23 protein-coding genes and 1 tRNA gene are annotated in these 25722 nt (G+C 71.8%); 14 read left to right on the forward strand and 10 right to left on the reverse strand.

Annotated features, from left to right (window positions below):
• Positions 1 to 4: 4 nt before the first annotated feature.
• The 6 genes from ACZ514_RS10485 to ACZ514_RS10510 all read left to right on the forward strand — a co-directional run bounded on the left by ACZ514_RS10485 (position 5) and on the right by ACZ514_RS10510 (position 8199).
• Complete coding sequence (locus ACZ514_RS10485) at positions 5 to 2539, forward strand: SulP family inorganic anion transporter (RefSeq protein ID WP_469124530.1); 2535 nt, start codon at positions 5 to 7, stop codon at positions 2537 to 2539.
• A gap of 244 nt (positions 2540 to 2783) precedes the next feature.
• On the forward strand, positions 2784 to 4739 hold the full coding sequence (gene acs, locus ACZ514_RS10490) for an acetate--CoA ligase (RefSeq protein ID WP_468163526.1): 1956 nt from the start codon (positions 2784 to 2786) through the stop codon (positions 4737 to 4739).
• A 210-nt stretch (positions 4740 to 4949) separates the two neighbouring features.
• Positions 4950 to 6413, forward strand: coding sequence for a Na+/H+ antiporter NhaA (gene nhaA, locus ACZ514_RS10495; protein WP_468699481.1), 1464 nt, complete (start codon positions 4950 to 4952; stop codon positions 6411 to 6413).
• 55 nt (positions 6414 to 6468) lie between these two features.
• Positions 6469 to 6930 carry a phage holin family protein gene (locus ACZ514_RS10500; RefSeq protein ID WP_467890320.1) on the forward strand — a complete coding sequence of 154 codons (462 nt, stop codon included), beginning with the start codon at positions 6469 to 6471 and terminating at the stop codon, positions 6928 to 6930.
• Positions 6927 to 7886 carry an alpha/beta fold hydrolase gene (locus ACZ514_RS10505; protein ID WP_468163530.1) on the forward strand — a complete coding sequence of 320 codons (960 nt, stop codon included), beginning with the start codon at positions 6927 to 6929 and terminating at the stop codon, positions 7884 to 7886. The genes ACZ514_RS10500 and ACZ514_RS10505 overlap by 4 nt, the downstream gene beginning before the upstream one ends.
• 139 nt (positions 7887 to 8025) lie before the next feature.
• Positions 8026 to 8199, forward strand: a complete 174-nt coding sequence (locus ACZ514_RS10510; protein WP_468163532.1) for a hypothetical protein — start codon at positions 8026 to 8028, stop codon at positions 8197 to 8199.
• Positions 8200 to 8278: 79 nt separating this feature from the next.
• Here the strand turns inward: ACZ514_RS10510 and ACZ514_RS10515 are convergent, their stop codons facing one another.
• From ACZ514_RS10515 to nth, 3 genes are all read right to left on the reverse strand, one after another.
• A complete protein-coding gene (locus ACZ514_RS10515) occupies positions 8279 to 9481 on the reverse strand; it encodes a MarP family serine protease (protein ID WP_468164348.1) in 1203 nt (400 codons plus the stop codon).
• A gap of 13 nt (positions 9482 to 9494) precedes the next feature.
• Positions 9495 to 10211, reverse strand: coding sequence for an NUDIX hydrolase (locus ACZ514_RS10520; protein WP_468163534.1), 717 nt, complete (start codon positions 10209 to 10211; stop codon positions 9495 to 9497).
• A gap of 155 nt (positions 10212 to 10366) precedes the next feature.
• Positions 10367 to 11179 (reverse strand): endonuclease III, encoded by an 813-nt coding sequence (gene nth / locus ACZ514_RS10525; protein WP_469124531.1) that lies wholly within the window; start codon positions 11177 to 11179, stop codon positions 10367 to 10369.
• A 301-nt stretch (positions 11180 to 11480) separates the two neighbouring features.
• On the opposite strand from nth, the gene ACZ514_RS10530 reads away from it, so the two are divergent.
• Both ACZ514_RS10530 and ACZ514_RS10535 read left to right on the forward strand, forming a co-directional pair.
• Positions 11481 to 12155 (forward strand): Crp/Fnr family transcriptional regulator, encoded by a 675-nt coding sequence (locus ACZ514_RS10530; protein ID WP_007264960.1) that lies wholly within the window; start codon positions 11481 to 11483, stop codon positions 12153 to 12155.
• Between the two features lie 148 nt (positions 12156 to 12303).
• Positions 12304 to 13107 carry a nucleotidyltransferase domain-containing protein gene (locus tag ACZ514_RS10535; protein ID WP_468163538.1) on the forward strand — a complete coding sequence of 268 codons (804 nt, stop codon included), beginning with the start codon at positions 12304 to 12306 and terminating at the stop codon, positions 13105 to 13107.
• Positions 13108 to 13141: 34 nt separating this feature from the next.
• On the opposite strand, the gene ACZ514_RS10540 is transcribed toward ACZ514_RS10535, so the two are convergent.
• The 4 genes from ACZ514_RS10540 to ACZ514_RS10555 all read right to left on the reverse strand — a co-directional run bounded on the left by ACZ514_RS10540 (position 13142) and on the right by ACZ514_RS10555 (position 15717).
• Complete coding sequence (locus ACZ514_RS10540) at positions 13142 to 13987, reverse strand: MBL fold metallo-hydrolase (protein ID WP_469124532.1); 846 nt, start codon at positions 13985 to 13987, stop codon at positions 13142 to 13144.
• Positions 13984 to 14892: an NUDIX hydrolase gene (locus tag ACZ514_RS10545; protein ID WP_469124533.1), complete on the reverse strand. Its 909-nt coding sequence runs from the start codon at positions 14890 to 14892 to the stop codon at positions 13984 to 13986. Before ACZ514_RS10545 ends, ACZ514_RS10540 begins: the two co-directional genes overlap by 4 nt.
• A 196-nt stretch (positions 14893 to 15088) precedes the next feature.
• Positions 15089 to 15559, reverse strand: a complete 471-nt coding sequence (locus ACZ514_RS10550; RefSeq protein WP_468163544.1) for a RidA family protein — start codon at positions 15557 to 15559, stop codon at positions 15089 to 15091.
• Positions 15556 to 15717 carry a DUF4177 domain-containing protein gene (locus ACZ514_RS10555; protein WP_007264966.1) on the reverse strand — a complete coding sequence of 54 codons (162 nt, stop codon included), beginning with the start codon at positions 15715 to 15717 and terminating at the stop codon, positions 15556 to 15558. Before ACZ514_RS10555 ends, ACZ514_RS10550 begins: the two co-directional genes overlap by 4 nt.
• Before the next feature lie 46 nt (positions 15718 to 15763).
• On the opposite strand from ACZ514_RS10555, the gene bagA reads away from it, so the two are divergent.
• Positions 15764 to 16750, forward strand: coding sequence for an ATPase BagA (gene bagA, locus ACZ514_RS10560; RefSeq protein ID WP_468163546.1), 987 nt, complete (start codon positions 15764 to 15766; stop codon positions 16748 to 16750).
• Positions 16747 to 18081, forward strand: coding sequence for an ATPase BagB (bagB, locus tag ACZ514_RS10565; protein WP_468163548.1), 1335 nt, complete (start codon positions 16747 to 16749; stop codon positions 18079 to 18081). The genes bagA and bagB overlap by 4 nt, the downstream gene beginning before the upstream one ends.
• A gap of 39 nt (positions 18082 to 18120) precedes the next feature.
• Here bagB and ACZ514_RS10570 read toward each other — a convergent pair whose 3' ends face one another.
• Entirely contained in the window at positions 18121 to 18471 is a 351-nt protein-coding gene (locus ACZ514_RS10570) for a WhiB family transcriptional regulator (protein ID WP_361602800.1), read from the reverse strand.
• A 396-nt stretch (positions 18472 to 18867) separates the two neighbouring features.
• Here ACZ514_RS10570 and ACZ514_RS10575 point away from each other — a divergent pair, with 396 nt between their 5' ends.
• The gene (locus tag ACZ514_RS10575) at positions 18868 to 21213 is read left to right on the forward strand and encodes a transglycosylase domain-containing protein (RefSeq protein WP_468163550.1); all 2346 of its coding nucleotides are present in this window, start codon (positions 18868 to 18870) and stop codon (positions 21211 to 21213) included.
• A 109-nt stretch (positions 21214 to 21322) separates the two neighbouring features.
• On the opposite strand, the gene ACZ514_RS10580 is transcribed toward ACZ514_RS10575, so the two are convergent.
• A complete protein-coding gene (locus tag ACZ514_RS10580; RefSeq protein WP_469124534.1) occupies positions 21323 to 21784 on the reverse strand; it encodes a GatB/YqeY domain-containing protein in 462 nt (153 codons plus the stop codon).
• Between the two features lie 68 nt (positions 21785 to 21852).
• Between ACZ514_RS10580 and ACZ514_RS10585 the strand changes: the two genes are divergently transcribed.
• From ACZ514_RS10585 to ACZ514_RS10595, 3 genes are all read left to right on the forward strand, one after another.
• The gene (locus ACZ514_RS10585; RefSeq protein WP_468163554.1) at positions 21853 to 22791 is read left to right on the forward strand and encodes a metallophosphoesterase; all 939 of its coding nucleotides are present in this window, start codon (positions 21853 to 21855) and stop codon (positions 22789 to 22791) included.
• A gap of 100 nt (positions 22792 to 22891) precedes the next feature.
• Positions 22892 to 22965: transfer RNA gene (locus ACZ514_RS10590), tRNA-Pro, on the forward strand.
• 253 nt (positions 22966 to 23218) lie between these two features.
• A complete protein-coding gene (locus tag ACZ514_RS10595; RefSeq protein ID WP_469124535.1) occupies positions 23219 to 24625 on the forward strand; it encodes a DNA-binding protein in 1407 nt (468 codons plus the stop codon).
• Positions 24626 to 24842: 217 nt separating this feature from the next.
• Here the strand turns inward: ACZ514_RS10595 and ACZ514_RS10600 are convergent, their stop codons facing one another.
• Positions 24843 to 25655, reverse strand: a complete 813-nt coding sequence (locus tag ACZ514_RS10600; protein WP_469124536.1) for an alpha/beta fold hydrolase — start codon at positions 25653 to 25655, stop codon at positions 24843 to 24845.
• Positions 25656 to 25722 lie beyond the last annotated feature (67 nt).

Below are 25722 nucleotides of genomic sequence, written 5' to 3' on the forward strand. Positions count from 1 at the left end.
ACCCATGACAGCCACAACGCCAGCCCCAGCCACCGCCCCGGCCCCCGCCCCGACCGCCCCGCAGACGCGCGGTCCCCTCAAGGACCTGCCCGCCGACCTGTCCGCGTCCATCGCCGTCTTCCTGATCGCTCTGCCGCTCTCCCTCGGCATCGCGCTGGCCACCGGCGCCCCGCTCCAGGCGGGGCTGGTGGCCGCGGCCGTGGGCGGGATCGTGGCCGGCCGGTTCGGCGGAGCCCCGCTCCAGGTGAGCGGACCGGCCGCCGGACTCACCGTGGTGACCGCCGAGTTGATCCAGCGCTTCGGATGGCGCACCACATGCGCCATCACCGTGCTCGCCGGCGTCTGCCAGCTCGGGCTCGCACTCCTGCGCACCGCCCGGTCGGCCCTCATGGTGAGCCCGGCGATCGTGCACGGCATGCTCGCCGGAATCGGCGTGACCATCGCGCTGGCCCAGCTGCACATCGTGCTCGGCGGCAGCCCGCAGAGTTCCGCCGTGGCCAACGTCCTCGGGCTGCCCGCCCAGTTGGCCGATCCGCATCCGGCGGCGCTCGCGGTGAGCGTGCTGACGGTCTGTGTGCTGCTGGGCTGGAGCCGGCTGCCCGGGCGGGCGGGGCGCGCCCTGCGCAAGGTCCCCGCCGCGCTCGCGGCCGTCGCCTCCGCCACCGCCTTCGCGGCCCTGGCCGGGCTTTCCCTGCCCCGGGTCGACCTGCCGTCCTGGCGCAGCCACGCGCTGCCCGAGCTGCCCGAGGGACCGGTCCTCGGTCTGATCGCCGCCGTCCTGACCATCACCCTGGTGGGCAGCGTGGAGTCCCTGCTGTCCTCGGTCGCCACCGACAAGCTGATCGCGTCCGAGCGCGGTACGGACAACCGTCCGCCCCGCGCCGACCTCGACCGCGAGCTGCGCGGCCAGGGCGCGGCGAACATCGTCTCCGGGCTGCTCGGCGGACTGCCCATCACGGGCGTGGCCGTGCGCAGCGTGGCCAATGTCAAGTCCGGCGCCGTCAGCAGAAAATCGGCCATGTTCCACGGGCTGTGGGTGGTGCTCGCGGCCGGGCTGCTCGTGCCCGTCCTCGACCTCATCCCGCTCGCGGCGCTGGCCGCCCTGGTGATGGCCGTCGGTGTGCAGATGGTCAGCATCACGCACCTGCGCACCGTCAACCGGCACCGCGAGGTGCTGGTCTACGCGACGACCATCGCGGCCGTGGTGCTGGGCGGGGTGCTGGAGGGCGTGGCCGTGGGCATCGCGGTCGCCGTGGCCCTGGCCCTGCACCGGCTGACCCGGACCCGGATCACCCTGACCGACCTGGACGGCGGGCACCACGTCTGTGCCCGCGGCCAGTTGACCTTCCTGGCCGTACCCAGGCTGAGCCGCGTGCTGAGCCAGATCCCGCACGGCGGGCACGTGGTGCTCGAGCTGGACGGCTCGTTCATGGACCACGCCGCCTACGAGACCCTGCACGACTGGCAGAACTCCCACCGGGCACACGGCGGATCGCTGGAACTCACCGGCCGCGGCGGGCGGGTGCTCGCGGGCACGGGGCCGGGGTCGGGGCCGGATCCGGGGCCGGGGCCGGGCACGGAAACGGACCCGTTTCCCGGCCCCGACCCCCTCCTCCCCGGTGCGGGCGGCGGAGGCGGGCACCGGCGGACCGACTCCGGGCGCGCGGCGCACCAGTGCTGCCGCCCCTGGACGCCCTGGCAGAACCACTGCGACCACCGCGCGGGGCATGCCGCCGGCCTGTCGGCCGACGCCGGTGACGCGGGCCGCCCCGGAGGCACGGAAGGGCGTACGACCCCCGGCGCGGCCGGGGCCGCCGGGGCACCCGCGGCGGCCGGATCGCCCGCTTCCGCCCCGGCGCCCCGGCGACGCGGCGCAGGCCAACTGGCCAGTGGGATCGGCGCCTTCCAGCGGGACACCGCCCCGCGCGTCCGCGACGAGCTGGCACGGCTGGCCCGTGAGGGGCAGCGGCCCTCCCAGCTCTTCCTGACCTGCGCGGACTCCCGGCTGGTCACCAGCATGATCACGGCAAGCGGCCCGGGCGACCTGTTCACCGTCCGGAACGTGGGCAACCTCGTCCCCCTGCCCGGCGCCGAGGCCACCGACGATTCGGTCGCCGCGGCCATCGAGTACGCCGTCGACGTGCTCGAGGTCGCCAGCATCACGGTCTGCGGGCACTCGGGCTGCGGGGCCATGCAAGCCCTGCTCAACTCCCACCCGGAAGCCCCGATGACCCCCCTGACGCGCTGGCTGCGGCACGGCCGTCCCAGCCTGGAGCGGATGGGCAGCCGGCACCACGCCTGGGCCCGGATCTCCGGGCGGCTCCCGGCGGACGCCGTGGAACAGCTCTGCCTGACCAACGTGGTGCAGCAGCTGGACCACCTGCGGGCGCACGAGTCGGTGGCGCGCAGGCTCGCCGAGGGCACGCTGGAGCTGCACGGGATGTACTTCCACGTGGGTGAGGCGCAGGCCTACCTGCTGTCCGAGGGAGAGGACTTCTTCGACTGTCGGGTTTTCGACAGCGTCGACCAGAACGCTTGATCCACAACCCGCTCGAACCGATACCCTCCCGTATCCGTGCAAGCTGACGGCCCCTTCTCGCACCCGTGGCGGAAAGGGGCCGTTCGTTCGCATGCGGCGGACGTCCGGCGGACGCCCCCAGTCGTGATATAGGTCTAAACCAATTTTCGGCTAGCCCTTGTCACCTGGACATCCGACTGATGAGCTATGCCCGGAGACACAGCTATGCCCGGGGACAACGAGAACTCTGGGAAAGGGAGATGTCGTGAGCACTGACAGCCTGGCCAATCTGCTCAAGGAGGAGCGGCGGTTCGCACCGCCCGCCGATCTGGCCGCCGCCGCCAACGTGACCGAGGCCGCCTACGCCCAGGCCGACGCCGACCGGCTGGGCTTCTGGGCCGAGCAGGCACGCCGGCTGAGCTGGGACACCGAGCCCACCCAGACGCTCGACTGGAGCAACCCGCCCTTCGCCAAGTGGTTCGCCGACGGCAGGCTGAACGTCGCGTACAACTGCGTGGACCGCCACGTGGAGGCCGGCAACGGCGACCGCGTCGCCATCCACTTCGAGGGCGAGCCCGGCGACAGCCGCTCGATCACCTACGCCCAGCTCAAGGACGAGGTCTCCCAGGCCGCCAACGCCCTCACCGAGCTCGGTGTCCGGGCCGGCGACCGGGTCGCCGTCTACCTGCCGATGATCCCCGAGGCGGTCGTCGCGATGCTGGCGTGCGCCCGGGTCGGCGCAGCCCACTCGGTGGTCTTCGGAGGCTTCTCCGCCGACGCCGTCGCCTCCCGCATCCAGGACGCCGACGCCAAGCTGGTGATCACCGCCGACGGCGGCTACCGCCGCGGCAAGCCCGGCGCGCTCAAGCCCGCCATCGACGAGGCCGTCGCCAAGTGCCCGCAGGTCGAGCACGTCCTCGTCGTACGCCGCACCGGCCAGGACACCGCCTTCACCGAGGGCCGGGACGTCTGGTGGCACGAGCTGGTCGGCCGCCAGTCAACGGAGCACACACCGCAGGCCTTCGACGCCGAGCACCCGCTCTTCATCCTGTATACCTCGGGCACCACGGGGAAGCCGAAGGGCATCCTGCACACCTCGGGCGGCTACCTCACCCAGGCCTCGTACACCCACCACGCGGTGTTCGACCTCAAGCCGGAGACCGACGTCTACTGGTGCACCGCCGACATCGGCTGGGTGACCGGGCACTCCTACATCGTCTACGGGCCGCTCGCCAACGGCGCCACCCAGGTGATGTACGAGGGCACGCCCGACACCCCGCACCAGGGCCGGTTCTGGGAGGTGGTGCAGAAGTACGGCGTCACCATCCTCTACACCGCGCCCACCGCGATCCGTACGTTCATGAAGTGGGGCGACGACATCCCCGCGAAGTTCGACCTGTCCAGCCTGCGCGTGCTCGGCTCCGTCGGCGAGCCGATCAACCCCGAGGCCTGGATGTGGTACCGCAAGCACATCGGTGGCGACCGCTGCCCGATCGTCGACACCTGGTGGCAGACCGAGACCGGCGCCATGATGATCTCTCCGCTCCCGGGGGTCACCGCGACCAAGCCCGGCTCGGCACAGCGCGCCCTGCCCGGCATCTCGGCCACCGTCGTGGACGACGAGGCGAACGAGGTCCCGAACGGCGGGGGCGGCTACCTGGTCCTCACCGAGCCGTGGCCGTCGATGCTGCGCACCATCTGGGGTGACGACCAGCGGTTCATCGACACCTACTGGTCGCGCTTCGAGGGCAAGTACTTCGCGGGCGACGGCGCCAAGAAGGACGACGACGGCGACATCTGGCTCCTCGGCCGGGTCGACGACGTCATGCTGGTCTCCGGCCACAACATCTCCACGACCGAGGTCGAGTCGGCGCTCGTCTCCCACCCCTCGGTCGCCGAGGCGGCGGTGGTCGGCGCGACCGACGAGACCACGGGACAGGCGATCGTGGCCTTCGTGATCCTGCGCGGCACCGCCTCCGAGACGGAGGGCCTGGTCGCGGAGCTGCGCAACCACGTCGGTGCCACCCTCGGCCCCATCGCGAAGCCGAAGCGCATCCTGCCGGTGGCCGAGCTGCCGAAGACGCGGTCGGGCAAGATCATGCGCCGGCTGCTGCGCGACGTGGCGGAGAACCGCGCGGTCGGCGACGTCACCACGCTGGCCGATTCCTCGGTGATGGACCTGATCCAGACGAAGCTTCCCAGCAGCTCCGACGAGGACTGAGACCGGCGGGACCCGGCCTGAGGAGGGCGTCCGGCGCACAACGCGCCCGGGCGCCCTCCGTCCGTTCAAGACGAAGATCATCTGGTACGACCGGGCACACCCTGTAAAATCAAAGAAGCGTCAAGAGACGTCCGAAAGTCCCCAGGGTGCGCCGGGAAGTCTGGTCGGCAACTGCACAGTCATGCCGTCGACCACCCGGAGGTCCCCACCGTGGCCACTCCCGCGCACACACCCGGCCCCGACCGCCGGTTCAAGTTCCTCGGCCGCCTCTCCCTGCCCGAGCGCCGCTACGTCGCGAACGCCCTGCGCACGGAAACCGTCGGCGGCGTCCTCTTGCTGGCGGCCGCGATCACCGCCCTCACCTGGGCGAACATCCCCGCACTGGCGGAGAGCTTCGACCGCGTCCGCTCCTTCCACATCGGTCCCGCCTCCCTCGGCCTGGACCTCTCGCTCCAGCACTGGGCCGCCGACGGCCTGCTCGCCGTCTTCTTCTTCGTCGCCGGCATCGAGCTCAAACGCGAACTCGTCGCGGGCGACCTGCGCGACCCCAAGGCCGCGGCCCTCCCGGTGATCGCCGCCCTGTGCGGCATGGCGGTGCCCGCGCTCGTCTACCTGCTGGTCAACACCGTGGGGGACGGATCGAGTGCCGGCTGGGCCGTCCCGACCGCCACCGACATCGCCTTCGCCCTCGCCGTCCTCGCGGTCATCGGCACCTGGCTGCCCTCGGCACTGCGCGCCTTCCTGCTGACCCTGGCAGTCGTCGACGACCTGTTCGCCATCCTGATCATCGCGGTGTTCTTCACCAGCGACCTCGACTTCGCCGCACTCGGCGGCGCGGTCGCGGGCCTGGTCCTCTTCTGGTTCCTGCTGCGCGCCGGAGTCCGCGGCTGGTACGTCTACGTCCCGCTCGCCCTGGTCATCTGGGGCCTGATGTACAACAGCGGCGTCCACGCCACCATCGCCGGCGTGGCCATGGGCCTGATGCTGCGCTGCACCCGCGAGGAGGGCGAGGAGCACTCCCCCGGCGAGCGCATCGAGCACCTCGTGCGCCCGCTGTCGGCCGGACTGGCCGTGCCGCTCTTCGCCCTCTTCTCCGCCGGTGTCTCCCTTTCGGACGAATCCATCGCTCAGGTCTTCACCCGCCCCGAGACCCTCGGCGTGGTGCTCGGCCTCGTCGTCGGAAAGACGGTCGGCATCTTCGGCGGCACCTGGCTGGCCGCCCGCTTCACCAAGGCCGAGCTGAACGAGGACCTCGCCTGGCCCGACGTGCTCGCCGTGGCCTCGCTCGCCGGCATCGGCTTCACCGTCTCCCTGCTCATCGGTGAACTCGCCTTCGACGGGGACCAGGTCCTCACCGACGAGGTCAAGGCCGCCGTACTGATCGGCTCCCTCATCGCGGCGGTCATCGCGAGCGCCATGCTCAAGCTGCGCGACCGCAAGTACCGGGCGCTGACCGAGGCCGAGGAGCGCGACGACGACCTCGACGGGATCCCGGACATCTACGAACAGGACAACCCGGAGTACCACCTGCGGATGGCGAAGATCTTCGAGGAGAAGGCCGCCGAACACCGCCGCAGGGCCCAAGCCGTGGCACTCGGGCGGGCCACGGCGTCTGACACGGCCGAAGACGAAGCGGCGGGCGGGTCCAGCACCCGCGCCGACCGTCCGGCATGATCTGAGGGACGACGGAGGACAGCCGCCGGCGGGACGACGACAGAGGGAGACAGGGATGAGCGCAGTGGAGGACCAAGGGGCTCCGGGAGCGGAGCGCACACTCGGCCAGCTGGTCGCCTCGGCCACCGCCGAGATGTCCGCCCTGGTGCACGACGAGATCGCCCTCGCGAAGGTCGAGATCAAGCAGGACGTCAAGCGTGCGGGCATCGGCAGCGGCGCCGCGATCGCGGCCGGCGTGCTCGTGCTCTTCTCCCTCCCCGTACTGAGTTTCGCCGCGGCCTACGGCATCCACAATCTGGGTCTCGGGCTGGCCTGGTCCTTCCTCATCGTCGGCGGCGCGTTCTGGCTGCTGGCGGGGCTGATCGGGCTCCTGGCGGTGACCAAGTTCAAGAAGATCAAGCCGCCGGTGAAGACCATGGACTCGGTCAAGCAGACCGCGGCCCTCGTCGGAACCGTCAAGCCGCATCCCCGCGCGGTGAGTGACCAGGCTGTGGGTGTGGCACGCTCGTCCTCATGACAGCGCCCTCGGCCGACTCCGGTACTCCGCCCACCGCCGCCACGGCGGTACGGCTCGACCTCCCCGGCGGGAGGACGGTGACGCACCGGGACGTCGCCGCCAACGGCGCCCGCTTCCACGTCGCGGAGGCCGGCGACGGGCCGCTGGTGCTGCTGCTGCACGGGTTCCCGCAGTTCTGGTGGACGTGGCGGCACCAGCTGGCCGCCCTCGCGGACGCCGGATACCGCGCGGTGGCCATGGACCTGCGCGGGGTGGGCGGCAGCGACCGCACCCCGCGCGGCTACGACCCGGCGAACCTGGCGCTCGACATCACCGGGGTCGTACGGTCCCTCGGCGAGCCGGACGCGGCCCTCGTCGGACACGACCTGGGCGGCTACCTCGCCTGGACGGCGGCCGTGATGCGTCCGAAGCTGGTGCGGCGGCTGGTCGTCTCCTCCATGCCGCACCCGCGCCGCTGGCGCTCGGCGATGATGGCCGACTTCGGCCAGACCCGGGCGAGTTCGCACATCTGGGGGTTCCAGCGGCCGTTCATCCCGGAGCGGCAGCTGGTCGCCGACGACGGTGCCCTCGTGGCCGGGCTGATCCGGGACTGGTCCGGCCCGCTGCTCCCGGAGGACGCCGACCTGGACGTGTACCGGCGGGCGATGTGCATCCCGTCCACCGCGCACTGCTCGATCGAGCCCTACCGCTGGATGATGCGGTCGATGGCCCGCCCGGACGGACTCCAGTTCTACCGGCGGATGAAGCGGCCCGTACGGGTGCCGACGCTGCACCTGCACGGCTCGCTGGACCCGGTGATGCGCACGCGCAGCGCGGCCGGTTCCGGTGAGTACGTCGAAGCCCCTTACCGCTGGCGGCTCTTCGACGGCCTGGGGCACTTCCCGCACGAGGAGGACCCGGACGGCTTCACCACCGAGCTGCTGAACTGGCTCAAGGACCCCGAACCCGATCGCTGACGGATCGCCGGCGGGGGCCTGACGAACCGACAGCCGGCCCCGTACGACGGCCTTACGGACCTTCACATGCCCGGCGCATAGGCCAATTGGGCGCCGCGTACGGGATTACGGACCTTGGAGCCCGGGCACAGCTCGTTGTATGGGCTGGACGCACGACCACGGTGACACCGCACGCGAACGACGCTCGGCCACGGCGCCGGGCACGCACGACAGGACCGGCCGGGACGGCCACGACCCCCGGCTCGGGATCCCGCGCATCCTGCGCCGGCGCGCCCGCTGGGTCTCGGCGCGGCTGCGCCATCCCCGCATGTAGGACGCACCCGAGGGACGGGCACCCGGGGGCGTACGCGGGGGATCACGGATCCGGAGCGGCGCCCCCGGCCCCGTACGGGTCAGAGGGCGCAGCCCTGGGTGTCGACGCGGCGCTCGGCGGTCTTGCCGATGCGGATGTCCTCGCGGATCTCGTCCGCGGTCAGGGCGTAGCCGGTGTTCGGGTCGTCGAGCGATTTGGCGAAGACGACTCCGTAGACCCTGCCTTCGGGCGTCAGCAGCGGACCGCCGGAGTTGCCCTGGCGGACGGTCGCGTACAGGGAGTACACGTCGCGGCGGACGGTGCCCCGGTGGTAGATGTCCGGGCCGTTGGCGTTGATCCGGCCGCGGACGCGCGCCGCGCGGACGTCGTAGGCGCCGTTCTCCGGGAAGCCCGCGACGATCGCGTCGCTGCTGCTCGTCGCGTCCTTGTCGGTGAACTCCAGGGCAGGGGCCTTCAGCCTGGGCACGTCCAGGACGGCGATGTCGCGCTCCCAGTCGTAGAGCACGACCTTGCCGTCGTAGAGCTTGCCCTCGCCGCCGACCTGCACGGTCGGCTCCACGACCCCGCCGACGACGTGGGCGTTGGTCATCACCTTGCCGGGCGCGAAGACGAAGCCGGTGCCCTCCAGGACCTTGCTGCAGCTGGGCGCGGTGCCGACGACCTTCACGATGGAGAGCTTGGCCTGCTGGGGGACCCCGCTGCGGGCGAGCGCCGGGTCGGGCGCCTTCACCTCGGTGATCGGTTCGTTCGAGAACGGGCTGAAGACCTGCGGGAAGCCGTTGCGGGCGAGCGTGGAGGTGAAGTCGGAGAACCAGGTGTTCGCCTGGTCGGGCAGCACGCGCGACACCCCGAGGAGCACCTTGGAGTTGCGGACCTCCTTGCCCAGGGTGGGCAACGAGGTCCCGGCCAGCGCGGAGCCGATCAGCCAGGCCACGAGCAGCATGGCGACGACGTTGACCAGGGCACCGCCGGTGGCGTCCAGCGCACGGGCGGGCGACCAGGTGATGTGGCGTCTGAGCCGGCTGCCCAGGTGGGTGGTGAGCGCCTGGCCGATGGAGGCACAGATGATGATCACGACGACGGCGATCACCACGACCGTGGTGGACACCTGGGTGCCGTTGTCGGTCACCCGGTCCCAGATCAGGGGCAGCAGGGACACGGCGATGAGACCACCGCCGAGGAAGCCGATCACCGACAGGACGCCGACGACGAACCCCTGGCGGTAGCCGACGATCGCGAACCACACGGCGGCGACCAGCAACAGGATGTCCAGCACGTTCACGAGGGTCACCGTCTCATGCGTGCCAGTCGAGCGGCACGCGACGTGAGCGGTCCCACGGTCGCTCCCAGCCCGCGAAGTGCAGGATCCGGTCGATGACGCCGGCGGTGAAACCCCAGACCAGGGCGGATTCCACGGTGAATCCGGGCCCCTCGTGCCCGCGTGGATGGACCACGGTGACCCGGTGGGCGGGGTCCGTGAGATCCGCCACGGGCACCGTGAAGACCCGGGCCGTCTCCGCCGGGTCCACCACGCCGACCGGCGAGGGCTCGCGCCACCAGCCGAGCACGGGGGTCACGACGAACTCGCTGACCGGGATGTAGAGCCGGGGCAGCACCCCGAAGAGCTGCACCCCGGCCGGGTCCAGGCCGGTCTCCTCCTCGGCCTCGCGCAGGGCGGCGCGCAGCGGGCCGGTGGTGTGCGGGTCGCCGTCCTCCGGGTCCAGGGCGCCGCCGGGGAAGGAGGGCTGCCCGGCGTGGGAGCGGAGGCTGCCGGCGCGCTCCTGGAGCAGCAGCTCGGGGCCGCGCGGGCCCTCGCCGAAGAGGATCAGCACGGCGGACTGCCGGCCGCGGCCGTCCTCGGGGGGCAGGAAGCGGCTGAGCTGGCGCGGCCGGACGCTCCGGGCGGCCTCCACGACGGGGTCGAGCCAGGCGGGCAGACCGGCCGTCGTGAGGGCCAGGCCGTCGCCCTCCCGGGCGGCTGCCGTGGTCTCGTCCTGCGTACCGCGCGTCATGGGCACCCCTGTCCGCGTTCCTCTGTCGACACCGTCTGACCGCTGAACGCGGCCCGGGTCCGGATTCGTTCCGTCGGGGGCGCGTGCGGCGCCCGCCGCGCGCCCCCCGGGGTCCCTCCGGGCCCGGGGGGCGCGACGGCTCGTACCGGCCGTGCTCAGGGCTCCGTACGGGCTCCCAGCGGCGGCGCGGGGAGGCCCGGGTAGTCCGGAGGCGGGGAGAGGCGCTGGCCCGGGTAGCCGCCCTTCTCGTACTTCAGCAGCTTCTTCGCCTTCTCCGGGTCCGTCTCGCCCTCGCCGTAGGCCGGGCAGAGCGGGGCGATGGGGCAGGCACCACAGGCGGGCCTGCGGGCGTGGCAGATGCGGCGGCCGTGGAAGACCACGCGGTGGGAGAGCATCGTCCACTCGCTCTTGGGGAAGATCGCGCAGATCTCCGCCTCGACCTTCTCCGGGTCCTCCTGCTCGGTCCACTTGAAGCGGCGCACCAGCCGGCCGAAGTGGGTGTCGACGGTGATCCCGGGGACCCCGAAGGCGTTGCCCAGCACCACGTTGGCCGTCTTGCGGCCGACCCCGGGGAGGGTGACGAGGTCCTCGATCCGGCCGGGGACCTCGCCGCCGAAGTCGTCGCGCAGCGCCCGCGAGAGGCCGAGCAGTGACTTCGCCTTCGCCCGGAAGAACCCGGTCGGCCGGATGATCTCCTCCAGGTCCTCCGGTACGGCCTGGGCCATGTCCTCGGGCGTCGGGTAGGCGGCGAAGAGGGCCGGGGTCGTCTGGTTCACGCGCAGGTCGGTGGTCTGCGCGGAGAGGACGGTCGCGACGAGGAGCTCGAACGGATTGCGGAAGTCCAGCTCCGGATGGGCGTACGGGTAGACCTCGGCGAGCTCGCGGTTGATGCGGCGGGCCCGTCGGACCATCGCCAGACGGGATTCCGGCTTCGCCGCCGCCGGTTTCTTGGCCGAACCTTTGCCCAACGGGACAGGTCGGACCTTTTCGGACGTCTCTGCTCGGGCTTGTTCGCCCACGGCAGAATTCAGGCCCGCCGTCACTCCCGCGGACCCCTTGGCCTGTGCTCTCACCGGCTTATTGGACACCCGACCAGCCTAAGGCCGGGCGCCGACACCCGCCCGGACCTCAGGTAACACCACCCCGATCGGCCTCGCGCCGCACAGCACACCCATCCGTCCGGCATCCTTGTGATTGATCGCACTGTTTGAGCCGTCCGGCAAAATGGGGAGCGGTCCCCACTGGCTGGTCGACATAGGAGAGAGACTCGTGGACGACGTTCTGCGGCGCGCCCCGCTCTTCGCGGCGCTCGATGACGAGCAGGCCGCGGAGCTCCGCGCCTCCATGGCCGAGGTGACCCTCGCGCGCGGCGACGCCCTGTTCCACGAGGGCGATCCCGGTGACCGGCTGTACGTCGTGACCGAGGGCAAGGTGAAGCTCCACCGCACCTCCCCCGACGGCCGCGAGAACATGCTGGCCGTCCTCGGTCCCGGCGAGCTGATCGGCGAGCTGTCGCTGTTCGACCCGGGCCCCCGCACCGCCACCGCCACCGCCCTGACCGAGGTCAAGCTCCTCGGCCTCGGGCACGGTGACCTCCAGCCGTGGCTGAACGCCCGGCCCGAGGTCGCGACCGCGCTGCTGCGCGCCGTCGCCCGGCGCCTGCGCAAGACCAACGACCAGATGTCCGACCTGGTCTTCTCCGACGTTCCCGGCCGTGTCGCCCGGGCGCTCCTCGACCTGTCTCGCCGCTTCGGCGTGCAGTCGGAGGAGGGCATCCACGTCGTCCACGACCTGACGCAGGAGGAGCTGGCCCAGCTCGTCGGCGCCTCCCGCGAGACCGTGAACAAGGCGCTGGCCGACTTCGCGGGCCGTGGCTGGCTGCGCCTGGAGGCGCGTGCCGTGATCCTGCTGGACGTGGAGCGGCTCGCCAAGCGCTCGCGCTGACGCCGCCTTCGGGTGTCTTCGCGGAGGGGCCCCGTCCGGGTACGGACGGGGCCCCTCCGCTCGTACCCGGCGCCTGCGCGGTACCCGGGACGGGACACCGGGACGCCAATGCCGGCCGGCCAGGGCCGGGGACGTGCAGAGTAGGGCCATGGAGCGCAGAGGGCTGGACGCGTACGGCTACTTCGAGCGGGAGGGGTCCCTGGGGCGGGTCCGGCCCGAGTTCGCGGGCCCGGTCGCGGCCGCCCGCGAACGCGCCGCGGAGGCGTACGGGCGCCGGCTGCACAGCGCCTACCTCTACGGCTCCGTACCGCGCGGGACGGCCCGGCCGGGGCGCAGCGACCTCGACCTGCTGATCGCCCTGCACCGGGAGCCGGGCGACGAGGACCACGACACCGCCGAGGTGCTCGGGCGGGGGCTCGACCAGGACTTCCCGCAGATCGACGGGGTCGGCATCCTGCTGTACGGCAAGGAGCGGCTGCTGAGCGAGCAGGAACGTTACGACCTCGGCTGGTTCCTCGCCTGCCTGTGCACCCCGCTGCTCGGCGACGACCTCGCCGAGCACTTGCCCCGGTACCGGCCCGACGCCGTGCTCGCCCGCGAGACCAACGGCGACCTGGCCGCCCTGCTGCCGCGGTGGCGGGCCCGGTTCGAGGCCGCCTCGGAGCCCGCCGAGTTCCTCAGGATGAACCGGTTCTTCTCTCGGCACCTGGTGCGGACCGCCTTCACCCTGGTCATGCCCCGGTGGGGCGGCTGGACCAGCGACCTCGCCGAATCCGCGGAGGTCTTCGGCGCGTACTACCCGGAGCGGGCCGCCCAGCTGCGGCGCGCCGCAGCCGTGGCGCTGGACCCGGTCGACGATCCGGCCGTGGCGCGGGCCTACCTCGACGACCTCGGGCCGTGGCTCGCCGACGAGTACACGGCCCGGCTCGGGACGAAGACGCCGCGCGCCTAGGCAGCCGCCCCCGCCGGGCCGGTCCTCCGCGGGCTCATTCGGGTCCTCCCGGGATCAGTCCGTGATCGCGGAGGTACTCGAGCTGGGCCTCGACCGACCACGTGGCGGCCGGCCACAGCGAGCGGTCCACGTCCGCGTAGACGTGGGCGACGACGGCCTCCACCGTGGTGAAACCGTTCTCCACCGCCGTCTCGACCTGTGCGAGGCGGTGCGCCCGGTGGGCGAGGTAGAACTCGACGGCGCCCTGCGCGTCGTCCAGGACCGGCCCGTGCCCCGGGAGCACCGTGTGGACCCCGTCGTCGACGGTCAGGGAGCGCAGGCGGCGCAGGGAGTCCAGGTAGTCGCCGAGGCGGCCGTCGGGATGCGCCACGACGGTGGTGCCGCGGCCGAGGACCGTGTCGCCGGTCAGGACGGCCCGGTCGGCCGGCAGGTGGAAGCAGAGCGAGTCGGCCGTGTGCCCGGGGGTGGCCACCACCCGCAGCTCCAGGCCGCCGGTGCGGATGACGTTCCCGGCGGCCAGGCCCTCGTCGCCGAGGCGCAGCGCGGGGTCGAGGGCGCGGACCTTCGTACCGGTGAGCTCGGCGAAGCGGCCGGCGCCCTCGGCGTGGTCGGGGTGGCCGTGGGTGAGGAGGGTCAGCGCGACCCGTTTGCCGGCCCGCTCGGCGGTGGCGATGACGGCCCGCAGGTGCGTCTCGTCGCGGGGGCCGGGGTCGATGACGACGGCCAGCTCGGAGTCGGGCTCGGAGACCAGCCAGGTGTTGGTGCCGTCCAGGGTCATGGCCGAGGGATTGGGCGCCAGGACGTTGACCGCGCGGGCCGTGGCGGGCCCGGAGGCGACGACTCCGCGGGGCTGGCCGGGGAGGGCCACTGCGTCGCTCATGCGGAGCCTCCGAGGGTGACGCGCTTGGTGAACTCGTCGTGGCCCGGCCAGCTGAGCACCACCACGCCGTCCTCCAGCGAGGCCTCGGCCAGGACCGGGGCGAGGTCCCGCGCACCGGCCCCCGCGAGCGCGTCGGCGGCGCTGCCGTACGGCTCCAGGGAGCGCAGGGTGGAGATGGTCGGCGGCATCATCAGCAGCTCGCCCTTGTCGTACCCGGCGGCGGCCTCGGCGGGGCGGATCCAGACGGTCCGGTCGGCCTCGGTGGAGGCGTTGCGGGTGCGCTGGCCTTCCGGGAGGGCGGCCACGAAGAACCAGGTGTCGTAACGGCGCGGCTCGAACTCCGGGGTGATCCAGCGGGCCCACGCCCCGAGCAGGTCGGAACGCAGCAGCAGGCGGCGCCGGTCGAGGAACTCGGCGAAGGACAGCTCGCGCGCCACGAGGGCCTCGCGGTCGGCCTCCCAGTCGTCACCGGTGGTGTCGCCGACGACCGTGTCCGGGGTCTCGCCCGCGAGCAGCACCCCGGCCTCCTCGAAGGTCTCGCGCACCGCTCCGCAGACGATCGCCTGGGCGGCGGCGGCATCCGTGCCGAGGCGCCGCGCCCACAGCTCCTGGCCGGGTCCGGCCCAGCCGATGCGGTGGTCCTCGTCGCGGGGGTCGACACCGCCGCCGGGGTAGGCGTACGCGCCGCCGGCGAAGGCCATGGAGGAGCGCCGGCGCAGCATGTGCACGGCCGGGCCGGCGGTGGTGTCACGGAGCAGCATCACGGTGGCGGCGCGTCTGGGTTCCACCGGGGTGAGGGTCCCGTCCGCGAGCGCGCGGATGCGGTCCGGCCACTCCGGGGGGTACCACTGCCCTCCCGCGGGCGGCTGGCTGGGCGAGGGCTGACCGTGCTGACCATTCGGCATGGCGGGATGCTACGGCCATCCGGCCCGATGTTCGAGGCCCCGGCCCCGGCCGGGCCGATCTTGGACGCCGGCCCCTCCCGCACGGCCCCGCGCCTGGGGACGCGGCCCCGCGCGGCGGCGGAACCGGCACGGCGCCCCGCCCCGCGGGCGGCACGCCGGAACGTCCGGCAAGGCCGCACACCGCGGGGCCCGGGCGTCAGGAGTCGGCCAGCTCGACCTGGATCTCGATCTCGACCGGCGCGTCCAGCGGCAGCACCGCCACGCCGACCGCGCTGCGCGCGTGCACGCCCTTGTCGCCGAGCACCGCGCCCAGCAGCTCGCTCGCACCGTTCAGCACGCCCGGCTGCGCCGTGAAGTCGGGGGCCGAGGCGACGAAGCCGACGACCTTCACCACACGGGCGATCCGGTCCAGGTCACCGGCCACGGACTTGACGGCGGCCAGCGCGTTGAGGGCGCACGTCGCCGCCAGCTCCTTCGCCTGCTCCGCGGAGACCTCGGCGCCGACCTTGCCGGTCACGGGGAGCTTGCCCTGCACCATCGGCAGCTGGCCCGCGGTGTACACGTACGCGCCCGACCGGACCGCCGGCTGGTACGTGGCCAGCGGCGGAACGACCTCGGGCAGGGTCAGGCCGAGCTCGGCGAGCCGGGCCTCGACGGCGCCGCTCATGCCTTCTCCCGCTTGAGGTAGGCCACGAGCTGCTCGGGGTTGTTCGGGCCGGGCACGACCTGGACGAGCTCCCAGCCGTCCTCGCCCCAGGTGTCCAGGATCTGCTTGGTGGCGTGAACCAGCAGGGGGACCGTCGCGTATTCGAACTTCTTGGTCATGGGGGCGAGCGTAATGCCTGAGCGGGAGTGGTTAGGCTCGGACGCTGTGAGCAGGCTCCAGGTGGTCAGCGGCAAGGGCGGCACCGGCAAGACCACGGTCGCCGCGGCACTCGCGCTGGCCCTCGCGCGCGAGGGCAGGCGGACTCTTCTCGTGGAGGTCGAGGGCAGGCAGGGCATCGCACAGCTTTTCGGCACGGAAGCGCTCCCCTACGAGGAGCGGAAGATCGCCGTCGCGCCCGGCGCGGGCGGGGGTGAGGTGTACGCGCTCGCCATCGACGCCGAGCGGGCGCTGCTGGACTACCTCCAGATGTTCTACAAGCTGGGCTCGGCGGGCCGCGCCCTGAAGAAGCTCGGCGCGATCGACTTCGCGACGACGATCGCGCCCGGTCTGCGGGACGTCCTGCTGACCGGCAAGGCGTGCGAGGCGGTCCGGCGCAAGGACAAGGCCGGGCGGTTCGTCTACGACCACGTGATCATGGACGCGCCGCCGACCGGGCGGATCACCCGGTTCCTGAACGTCAACGACGAGGTGGCGGGGCTGGCCCGGTTCGGGCCGATCCACAACCAGGCCCAGGCCGTCATGAAGGTGCTCAAGTCCCCCGACACGGCCGTGCACCTGGTGACCCTGCTGGAGGAGATGCCCGTCCAGGAGACCTCGGACGGCATCGACGAACTGGTGGCGGCGGGTCTGCCCGTCGGCCGGGTGATCGTCAACATGGTGCGCCCGCACCACCTCGACGAGGACACCCTGCGCGCGGCGGCGGACGGCCGCCGCGCGGAGATCGCCAAGGCCCTGTCCCGGGCCGGGCTGGGCGGTGCGCGACGGGGCGGGCTGGCCGAGCGGCTGGTGGAGCCGCTCCTCACGCAGGCCACCGAGCACGCGAGCCGGGTCGAGCTCGAGCGGGAGCAGCGCGCGGTGCTGGCGGGGCTGCGCGTGCCGACGTACGAACTCCCCCTGCTCGGCTCGGGGATGGAACTGGCCGGGCTGTACGAGCTGGCGGCGGAGCTGCGCAAGCAGGTGGACGCCGCATGAGCGAGGGCGGGGAGAGCATGGGGCTGGACACGCCGCGGCGGCTGGCGGTCGACGCGCTGCTGGACGACCCGGGGACCCGGATCATCGTGTGCTGCGGCGCGGGCGGCGTCGGCAAGACCACGACGGCCGCGGCGCTGGGCGTACGGGCGGCCGAGCGCGGGCGGCGGGTGGTGGTGCTGACCATCGACCCGGCGCGCAGGCTGGCCCAGTCGATGGGGATCGACTCGCTGGACAACACCCCGCGCCGGGTTCCGGGCATAGAGGGCGGTACCGGCGGCGTCGGCGAACTGCACGCCATGATGCTGGACATGAAGCGGACCTTCGACGAGATCGTCGAGTCGCACGCGGACGGCGAGCGGGCACGGGCGATCCTGGCGAACCCCTTCTACCAGTCCCTGTCGGCCGGCTTCGCGGGCACGCAGGAGTACATGGCGATGGAGAAGCTCGGGCAGCTGCGGGCCAGGGACGACTGGGACCTGATCGTCGTGGACACCCCGCCGAGCCGGTCCGCGCTGGACTTCCTCGACGCGCCGAAGCGGCTGGGGTCGTTCCTGGACGGGAAGTTCATCCGGGTGCTGATGGCTCCGGCGAAGGTCGGCGGCCGGGCGGGGATGAAGTTCCTCAACGTCGGCATGTCGATGATGACCGGCACGCTGAGCAAGCTGATGGGTGCCTCGCTGCTGAAGGACGTACAGACCTTCGTGGCGGCGATGGACACCATGTTCGGCGGGTTCCGGACGCGCGCGGACGCGACCTTCCGGCTGCTCCAGGCTCCCGGCACGGCGTTCCTGGTGGTCGCGGCTCCCGAGCCGGACGCGCTGCGCGAGGCGGCGTACTTCGTGGAGCGGCTGGCCGCGGAGCGGATGCCGCTGGCGGGCCTGGTGCTGAACCGGGTGCACGGGAGCGACGCGGAACAGCTGTCGGCGGAGCGGGCGCTGGCCGCCGCGGAGAATCTTGAAGAGGGCGGCATTGTCGATCAGGAGTCCGGGAAAGCTGGACTTCGTGACGCCGCCGGCGACGGCTCCCCCGGCACGGACGGCGCGGCTCACACGGGCGGGACGACGACCGCCGACGCGGAGGGCACGGCCGACGTGGACGACGTGGTGGACGACGTGGACGACGTGGACCGGATCACGGCAGGACTGCTGCGCCTGCACGCCGAGCGGATGCAGGTGATCGCGCGCGAGCAACGCACACGCGACCGCTTCACTTCTCTCCACCCCGAGGTGGCGGTGGCCGAAGTGGCCGCCCTGCCCGGCGATGTCCACGACCTCGCCGGGCTGCGGGCCATCGGAGAGCGACTCTCGGCCGGGGTTCCGGCCGGAGCGTAGACGTACGTACGAGGGGGTGCCGACGCGGTGCCCGGGGGGTTACCCGGCTGCCGCGTAGGTCTCGTACGTCACGTCGATCTCCGCGTCGACATCCACGGTGAGGATGCCCGTACTGCGCTCGTACTCCGTGCGGGCGGTTTCGAGCAGCCGTCGCCACGAGGTGACGGTGGGACGCCTGCGCAGCAAGGCGCGCCGTTCCCGCTCGGTCATTCCGCCCCATACTCCGAACTCGACGCGGTTGTCGAGTGCGTCGGCCAGGCACTCGGTCCGCACCGGACATCCGGTGCACACCGCCTTGGCCCTGTTCTGTGCCGCTCCTTGAACGAACAGTTCATCCGGATCGGTAGTGCGGCAGGCTGCCTGCGCACTCCAGTCGGTAACCCAGCCCATCCCGGTGCCGTCCTCTCCCGAATCGAGGCTCCCCCACGGCGGTAGCGGCATATTCACCGCTGCCAGTTGAGGACGTTACGGAAGGTGGACACAGTGCAACACCCCCGACGGGCCCAATCTTGAATGGTCCGAACGGACTATGGGTAAGCGGCAGATCACCCGACGGAGTGATCCGGCGACATGCCCGGCCATTCCGGCGATTCGGGTGAAATCGGGGAGGCTCCGGTAAGCGGCCGTCAGGGGGAAGGGCGAGATTCGGACATGAGTCCACCCCATTCGGGAGGGTGAAAATCAAGCCGAGGGGTTGATGTCGCACCGCGCTGCTGTGACAGTTGGGGACAGCTTAGGCCAAGGCATTCGCGCGTGTCCGGCGATTGAGAACGTAGGCTGCCCTCCATGGGAAAGAAGCGCTCGGGCGCAGGGCTGACGGGGCCGCAGCAGGCCGCCAAGTTCCTCGGTGTGTCGGTTCTCTCCGGAGTCGTACTTGCCGGTATCGCGATCCCGGGCGCTGGTGCGCTGGGCCTCGCCGCCAAGGGCACGGTCGAGGGTTTCGATGAGATCCCGGCCAATCTGAAGACGCCTCCGCTGAGCCAGCGCACCACGATCCTGGATGCCGAGGGTGGCTTGATCGCCACCGTCTATTCACGGGACCGTCAGGTCGTGCCGCTCACGGCCATGTCGCCGTACATGCAGAAGGCGATCGTCGCCATCGAGGACTCGCGTTTCTACGAGCACGGCGCCGTCGACCTCAAGGGCATCCTGCGCGCGGTGAACCGCAACGCGCAGGAGGGCGGGGCGGCGCAGGGCGCCTCCACGCTCACGCAGCAGTACGTGAAGAACGTCTTCGTCGAGGAAGCCGGCGACGACGAGACGAAGGTGCGCGAGGCGCAGGAGAAGAGCCTCGGCCGCAAGATCCGCGAACTGAAGTACTCGATCCAGGTCGAGGAGGAGCTCGGGAAGAAGAAGATCCTCGAGAACTACCTCAACATCACCTACTTCGGGCAGGGGGCGTACGGGATCGAGTCCGCCTCCCAGCGCTACTTCAGCAAGCCCGCCAAGGACCTGACGCTGGAGGAGTCGGCGCTGCTGGCCGGCCTCGTGCAGTCGCCGAGCCGGTACGATCCGGTGAACGACAGTCAGGAGGCGATGAAGCGGCGCAACGTCGTCCTCCAGCGCATGGCGGACGTGAAGGACATCTCGCAGGCCGAGGCGGACGAGGCGAAGGCGAAGCCGGTCGCGCTGAAGGTGACCCGGCCCAAGAACGGCTGCATCACCGCCGTCAAGGGCGCCGGCTTCTTCTGTGACTACGTGCGCGCCACCTTCCTCTCGGACCCGGTCTTCGGCAAGACCCGCGAGGAACGGGCGAAGATCTGGAACCAGGGCGGACTGACCGTCCGCACCACCCTGGACCCGCAGTCGCAGGAGGCCGCCAACGCCTCGATCAAGGACCACGTCAACGAGGACGACTCGATCGCCACGGCCGTGACCATGGTCCAGCCGGGCACCGGGCGGGTCCTGGCGATGGGCCAGTCGAAGCCGTACGGCTTCGGGAAGAACGAGACGCAGATCAACTACTCCGTGGACAAGCGGATGGGCGGCTCGAACTTCGGCTTCCAGGTGGGTTCCACATTCAAGCCGTTCATCGCGGCCGCCGCCATGGAGCAGGGCGTGGAGCCGACGAAGGTCTACTCGGCCCCGAACAAGATGGAGTACCCGAGCCCGGTGGCGCGCTGCTCCGGCCCGGCCTGGCAGAACCTGCCGCTCGGCAACGGCAAGATGCAGACGGCCGAGAACGAGACCCGCGACGAGGTCGGCCCGTACGCGCTGAAGACGGCGATGGAGAAGTCCATCAACACCTACTTCGTGCAGATGATCTCGGACATCGGGCTCTGCCCGGTGATGGAGATGACGCAGAAGCTCGGCGTGGTCCCGGCCAGCGGCGTGAAGCTGCCCGAGGAGCCGTCCATCGCGCTCGGCTCCGCCGAGATGTCCCCGCTGACCATGGCCAACGCGTACGCGGCCTTCGCCAACCGGGGCGTCTACTGCACCCCGATCGCCCTGGAGTCGATCACCGACGCGCACGGCAAGGCGCTCGCGGTGCCGAAGTCCAAGTGCGACCGGGCGATGTCCCAGGACACCGCCGACACCATCAACCACCTGCTGCGCGGGGTGGTCGACTCCGGCACCGGTGAGCGGGCCGGCCTCAGCGACCGCGACAACGCGGGCAAGACCGGTACCACCGACAACCGCTACAACGCCTGGTTCGTGGGCTACACCCCGAACCTGTCCGGCGCGGTGTGGGTCGGCTCCGGCGGGTCGAAGAAGATCTCGATGGAGGACATCACCATCGGCGGCCAGTACTACCCGAAGGTCTTCGGCGGTGGTCTGCCCGGCCCGATCTGGAAGGACGCGGTCACCGGAGCGCTGGCCGGCCGCGAGGCCCCGAGCTTCGCGGGAGTCAGCGTCCCCGAGCCCTCGGTCGGAGGCGGCGGCACCGGGGGCGGCACCGGCGGCAACAACGGCGGCCGGGGCGGCACGACCCCGCCGGCCACCCCCCGCAAGCCCGGCAAGCCCACGAAGCCCGGCGGTGACAACAAGCCCGGCGACACCCGCCCCGGCGGCACCACCACCGGGTCCACCGGCGGAACCCTCACCGGAGGCGGCGGCCGGATCCCCGAGACCCCGACCGACCCGGTCGTCCCGGTGGAGCCCGGCCTGATCGGCGGCGGCGAGACCCCGTAGGAGCACGGGCGGGACAGAAGGAAAGGGAGGGCCCCGGTCGGATCACCGACCGGGGCCCTCCCTGCTGGTGCTGCTGGTCCTACTGGTCCCTGCCGGTCCCTGCCGCTCCCTACGAAAGCTGCTTCTTGACGGCGGCGGCGACCCGGCCGCCGTCCGCCAGACCCGCCACCTTCGGGTTCACGATCTTCATGACGGCGCCCATGGCCCGCGGCCCCTCGGCACCCGCCGCCCGGGCCTCCTCGACGGCCTGCGCCACGATCGCGGTCAGCTCGTCATCGCTGAGCTGCTTGGGCAGGTAGGCGTCCAGGAACTCGCCCTCCGCCGTCTCCCGCGCGGCCTGCTCGGCGCGGCCGCCCTGGGCGAAGGCCTCCGCGGCCTCGCGGCGCTTCTTCGCCTCCTTGGCGATCACCTTGAGGACTTCCTCGTCGGAGAGCACGCGCGCCTCCTTGCCCGCGACCTCCTCCTTGGTGATGGCGGCGAGGGTCAGGCGCAGGGTGGACGAACCGAGTTCGTCGCGCGCCTTGATGGCGGTGGTGAGGTCTTCCTGGAGCTTGGCCTTGAGCGTGGTCATGCCCTTGAGTCTGCCAGGTGCGGGCACCGTGGCGCCCACCCGTTTTCCGGGTCTGCGACGATGGGGGCATGCGTGCGCGTTACGGAGTCCCCCTGAAGGTGACCGCCTCCATCGCGGCGGTGGGGGCCGCGGGTGTGGCCTATGCCGCCGGTTTCGAAGCCCGGTCCTTCCGGCTGCGCCGGATCACGGTCCCGGTACTGCCCGCCGGGGCGCGGCCGCTCCGGGTCCTCCAGGTCTCCGACATCCACATGGTCTCCGGCCAGCGCAAGAAGCGCGCCTGGCTGCAGTCCCTGGCGGGGCTGCGCCCCGACCTCGTCGTGAACACCGGCGACAACCTCTCCGACACGGAAGGCGTGCCCGAGCTGCTCGACGCGCTGGGCCCGCTGATGGACTTCCCCGGCGTGTACGTCTTCGGGTCGAACGACTACTACGGGCCGCGGCTGCGCAACCCTGGGCGCTACCTGATCGAGAAGGCACAGGGGCGGCACGGGCTGAACGGCAACAAGCCGGTCGTCGGCGCCGTCCACAACCCGTGGGAGGGGATGCGGGACGCCTTCGACGCGGCGGGCTGGCTGAACCTCACCAACACCCGGGCCCGGCTGAAGATCGACGGGCTGGAGCTGGCCTTCACCGGACTGGACGACCCGCACATCAAGCGGGACCGCTACGAGCGGGTCGCGGGCGGCCCGGAGGCGGACGCGGACTTCTCGATGGCCGTCGTGCACGCCCCGTACCTGCGGGTGCTGGAATCCTTCACGGCCGACCGCTACCCCCTGATCCTGGCCGGGCACACCCACGGCGGCCAGCTCTGCGTCCCCTTCTACGGGGCGCTGGTCACGAACTGCGACCTCGACACCAAGCGGGTGAAGGGCCTCTCCACGTACGAGACCCAGGGCCGGCGCTCCTACCTCCACGTCTCGGCCGGCTGCGGCACCAACCGCTTCACCCCGGTCCGCTTCGCCTGCCCCCCGGAGGCGACGCTCCTGACCCTGGCCCCGAAGGCCTGACCACCCGCGCCGGGCCCGCGTGAAACCGGATTTCGTCTCAGGGCGAGGGTCCGCTAAAGTAATCGATGTCGCCAGGACAGCAGCACTTCAGGGCGACGATCGGGGTGTAGCGCAGCTTGGCAGCGCGCTTCGTTCGGGACGAAGAGGTCGTGGGTTCAAATCCCGCCACCCCGACTTCGTAAGACCAGGTCAAGGGCTTGATCCGCATCGCGGGTCAAGCCCTTGAGTGGTTTGCGGGCCGGTCGTGGGAGCCATCTGCGCGGGCCCTCGCCGGGCGCGGAGCCGACTTCGGGATCCGGCTCCCCGTCGCCTCCCGGACCCTTCCAACGATCTATCGCAACGAACTGACCCGGGGAGCGACTCGCACATAGGCTCGAGGCGGCCGACGTGAGGGCGCCTGGCTGACACATCGGGCCAGGGGGACAGCGTGGATCATCTCTTCACCGTTGACGGGGGCTCGGCCACGCCGGTCTCGGCGACCACGCTGGCAGCGCAAGGCCTCCTCGAACGGCAGCACCTCCAGGAGTGGGTGATCGCGCACCCTCAGGTCCTCGGCGAATCGGTGCTCGTGATCACCTCCGAGTTCGACCGGTGGGCCGACACGGACGGGGTGCCGGCGCGCGACCGCTTGGACGTCCTGGGCCTGGACGCCACCGGGCGCCTCGTGGTGGTCGAGCTGAAGCGGGGTACCGCCGACCGTGACGTCCACCTCCAGGCGATCACTTACGCCGCCCTGGTGTCCCGGTTCGACCTCGACACGCTGGCCCAGGCGCACCGCGACTTCCGGAAGGGGCGGGGAGAGAACCTCGAACTGGACACCTGCCGCCGGCGCCTCCTGGACCACGTGGACGGGGACTGGAGCCCCGAACTGCTCCAGCGTCCCCGGCAGGTGATCATCGCTGGCGACTTCCCCAAGCAGGTCACCCACACCGTGGTGTGGCTGTCGGAGATGAACCTCGACATCGACCTCATCCAGGTGGGCCTGTGGAAGGTGAAGGACCAGCTCGTCGCCGGTTTCACCAAGGTCTACCCCACCCCGGAGGTGGAGGAGTTCACTCTCGCTCCGGCCAGGATCGAGGCCAAGGCCGCGGCCCAGAAGTTGGAAGAACGTTCGCGGGCCCAGAACGCCGTGCACGTCATCGCGGGCGCCGGACTGATCCCGGACGGGGCCCTGCTCCGGCTGACGCCGAGGCACGGAGTGACCGAAGGCATCCGCGAGGACATCCTGGCCTGGGTCGGTGAGGACAGCAGTCGGGCAAGTGCCACGTGGAACAACAACACCGCCAAGCCACTGACGTGGAAGGGCGACGGCAAGGCCTACACCCCGACCGGACTGGCCAACCACATTTTCACCAGCGTGACCGGCCGCAAGGCCGACGGCATACAGGGCACCACCTGGTGGGACGTCGACACCGCCCACGTCCCGGACACCGTCGACCCCGCCGAGTGGGGAGCACTGGCCGGCACCCACCTCGCGGGCCTGGCCAGGCAGCTCAACGGCACCGGCACCGGCAAGGACTGGACGAGCCTGCACGCACTCCTGGCGGCCGTCCCCGCGGGCCGGTGGACGACGTACGGGGACGTGGCCGCCGTGATCGGCAGCCACGCCGTCCCGGTCGGCACCCACCTGGCCACCTGCGGCCAATGCCCCAACGCCTGGCGGGTCCTCAACACGGCGGGCCAGGTCAGCCCCGGCTTCCGCTGGACCGACCCCACCAGCACGGGCTCACCCGCCGACGTCCTGGCGTCCGAAGGCGTCCAGTTCGACGCAGGCGCCGCCGCCCAGGCGACGCGCCTTGCCCTGGACGAGCTCCGGCGCTTGCTCGGCGACTGAGCCGCGTCTTACCGCGGACGCGCGATTCGGCGCGGGCTGTCGCTGATCACCTCGGAGGCGGTCGGCGCTTCCTGGTCCATGCCCCGTACGCCCAACGCGCGAGCGCCCCGACGGCCAGGGACACGAGAATCGCGCCCCAGTCAGGTCAGGGGCCTGATCCGTTCAGTGGATCGGGCTCCTGACCGGCGCTGTCGCGAGGTGTCGGGCGGTGCGGTCGTCAGGACGCGGGGGCGGCCGGGGCGTAGAACTGGGCCAGGGCGGGGGCCAGGGCGGAGGGGTCCACGTCGTGCGTCTGGCCGGGCAGGGTGCGGTGGTGGCCGGCCGGCAGCAGGGCCGCGAGGGCGCGGGCGCCCGACTGGAGCCAGGGGTCGCTCGCGCCGCCGCCGATGGCCAGGACGGGGATCCGCACGGCCGCCCAGCGGTCCGCCGGCAGGGGACGGCCGGACATGGTGTCGCCCATGACGCGGGCGTCGTACGGGAGGGTGTGGGCCAGGGCCGCGAAGTGGTTCCAGATGCCGCTCGCGCGCATCTGGCCGACGAACTCGGCCGGGACACCCACGGCGGTGGTGAGCATGAGGGTGACGGCGTCGTCGCGCCGGCCCTCGGCGATGGCCGCGTCCAGCTGGTCGACGTAGTCGGCGGGGACCGGCGGACGGCTGTCGTCGATGACGAAGGGGGGTTCGTAGAGGGCCAGTTCCTTCATCGGAACGCCGTGCGCGGCGGCCTCCAGGGCCAGGACGGCGCCCGAGGACATGCCCATCACGCGTACGGGGCCGTCGAGTTCGGCGATGACGGCCGCCAGGTCCTCGATCTCGCGCTCCACCGCGTAGGGGGAGGTGTCGCCGCTGTCGCCGCGGCCTCGCCGGTCGTACGTCACGACGGTGAACCGGTCGCCGAGGAGGTCCGCGAGCGTGGCCCACCTCGGGTCCTCCCGCACCTGGTAGGCGCCGCCCACGAGGACGAGGGCGGGACCCTCGCCGGTGCGGTCGTAGGCGATGACGGTCCCGTCGCGGGAAACGGCTTTCTGCACGGTGTGACCCCCTCCAGTCATGTGGACGGCGTCCACATCGCGCTCATAGGCTATACCTGGAAGTTGA

The organism is Streptomyces sp. NPDC034086 (assembly GCF_055575515.1).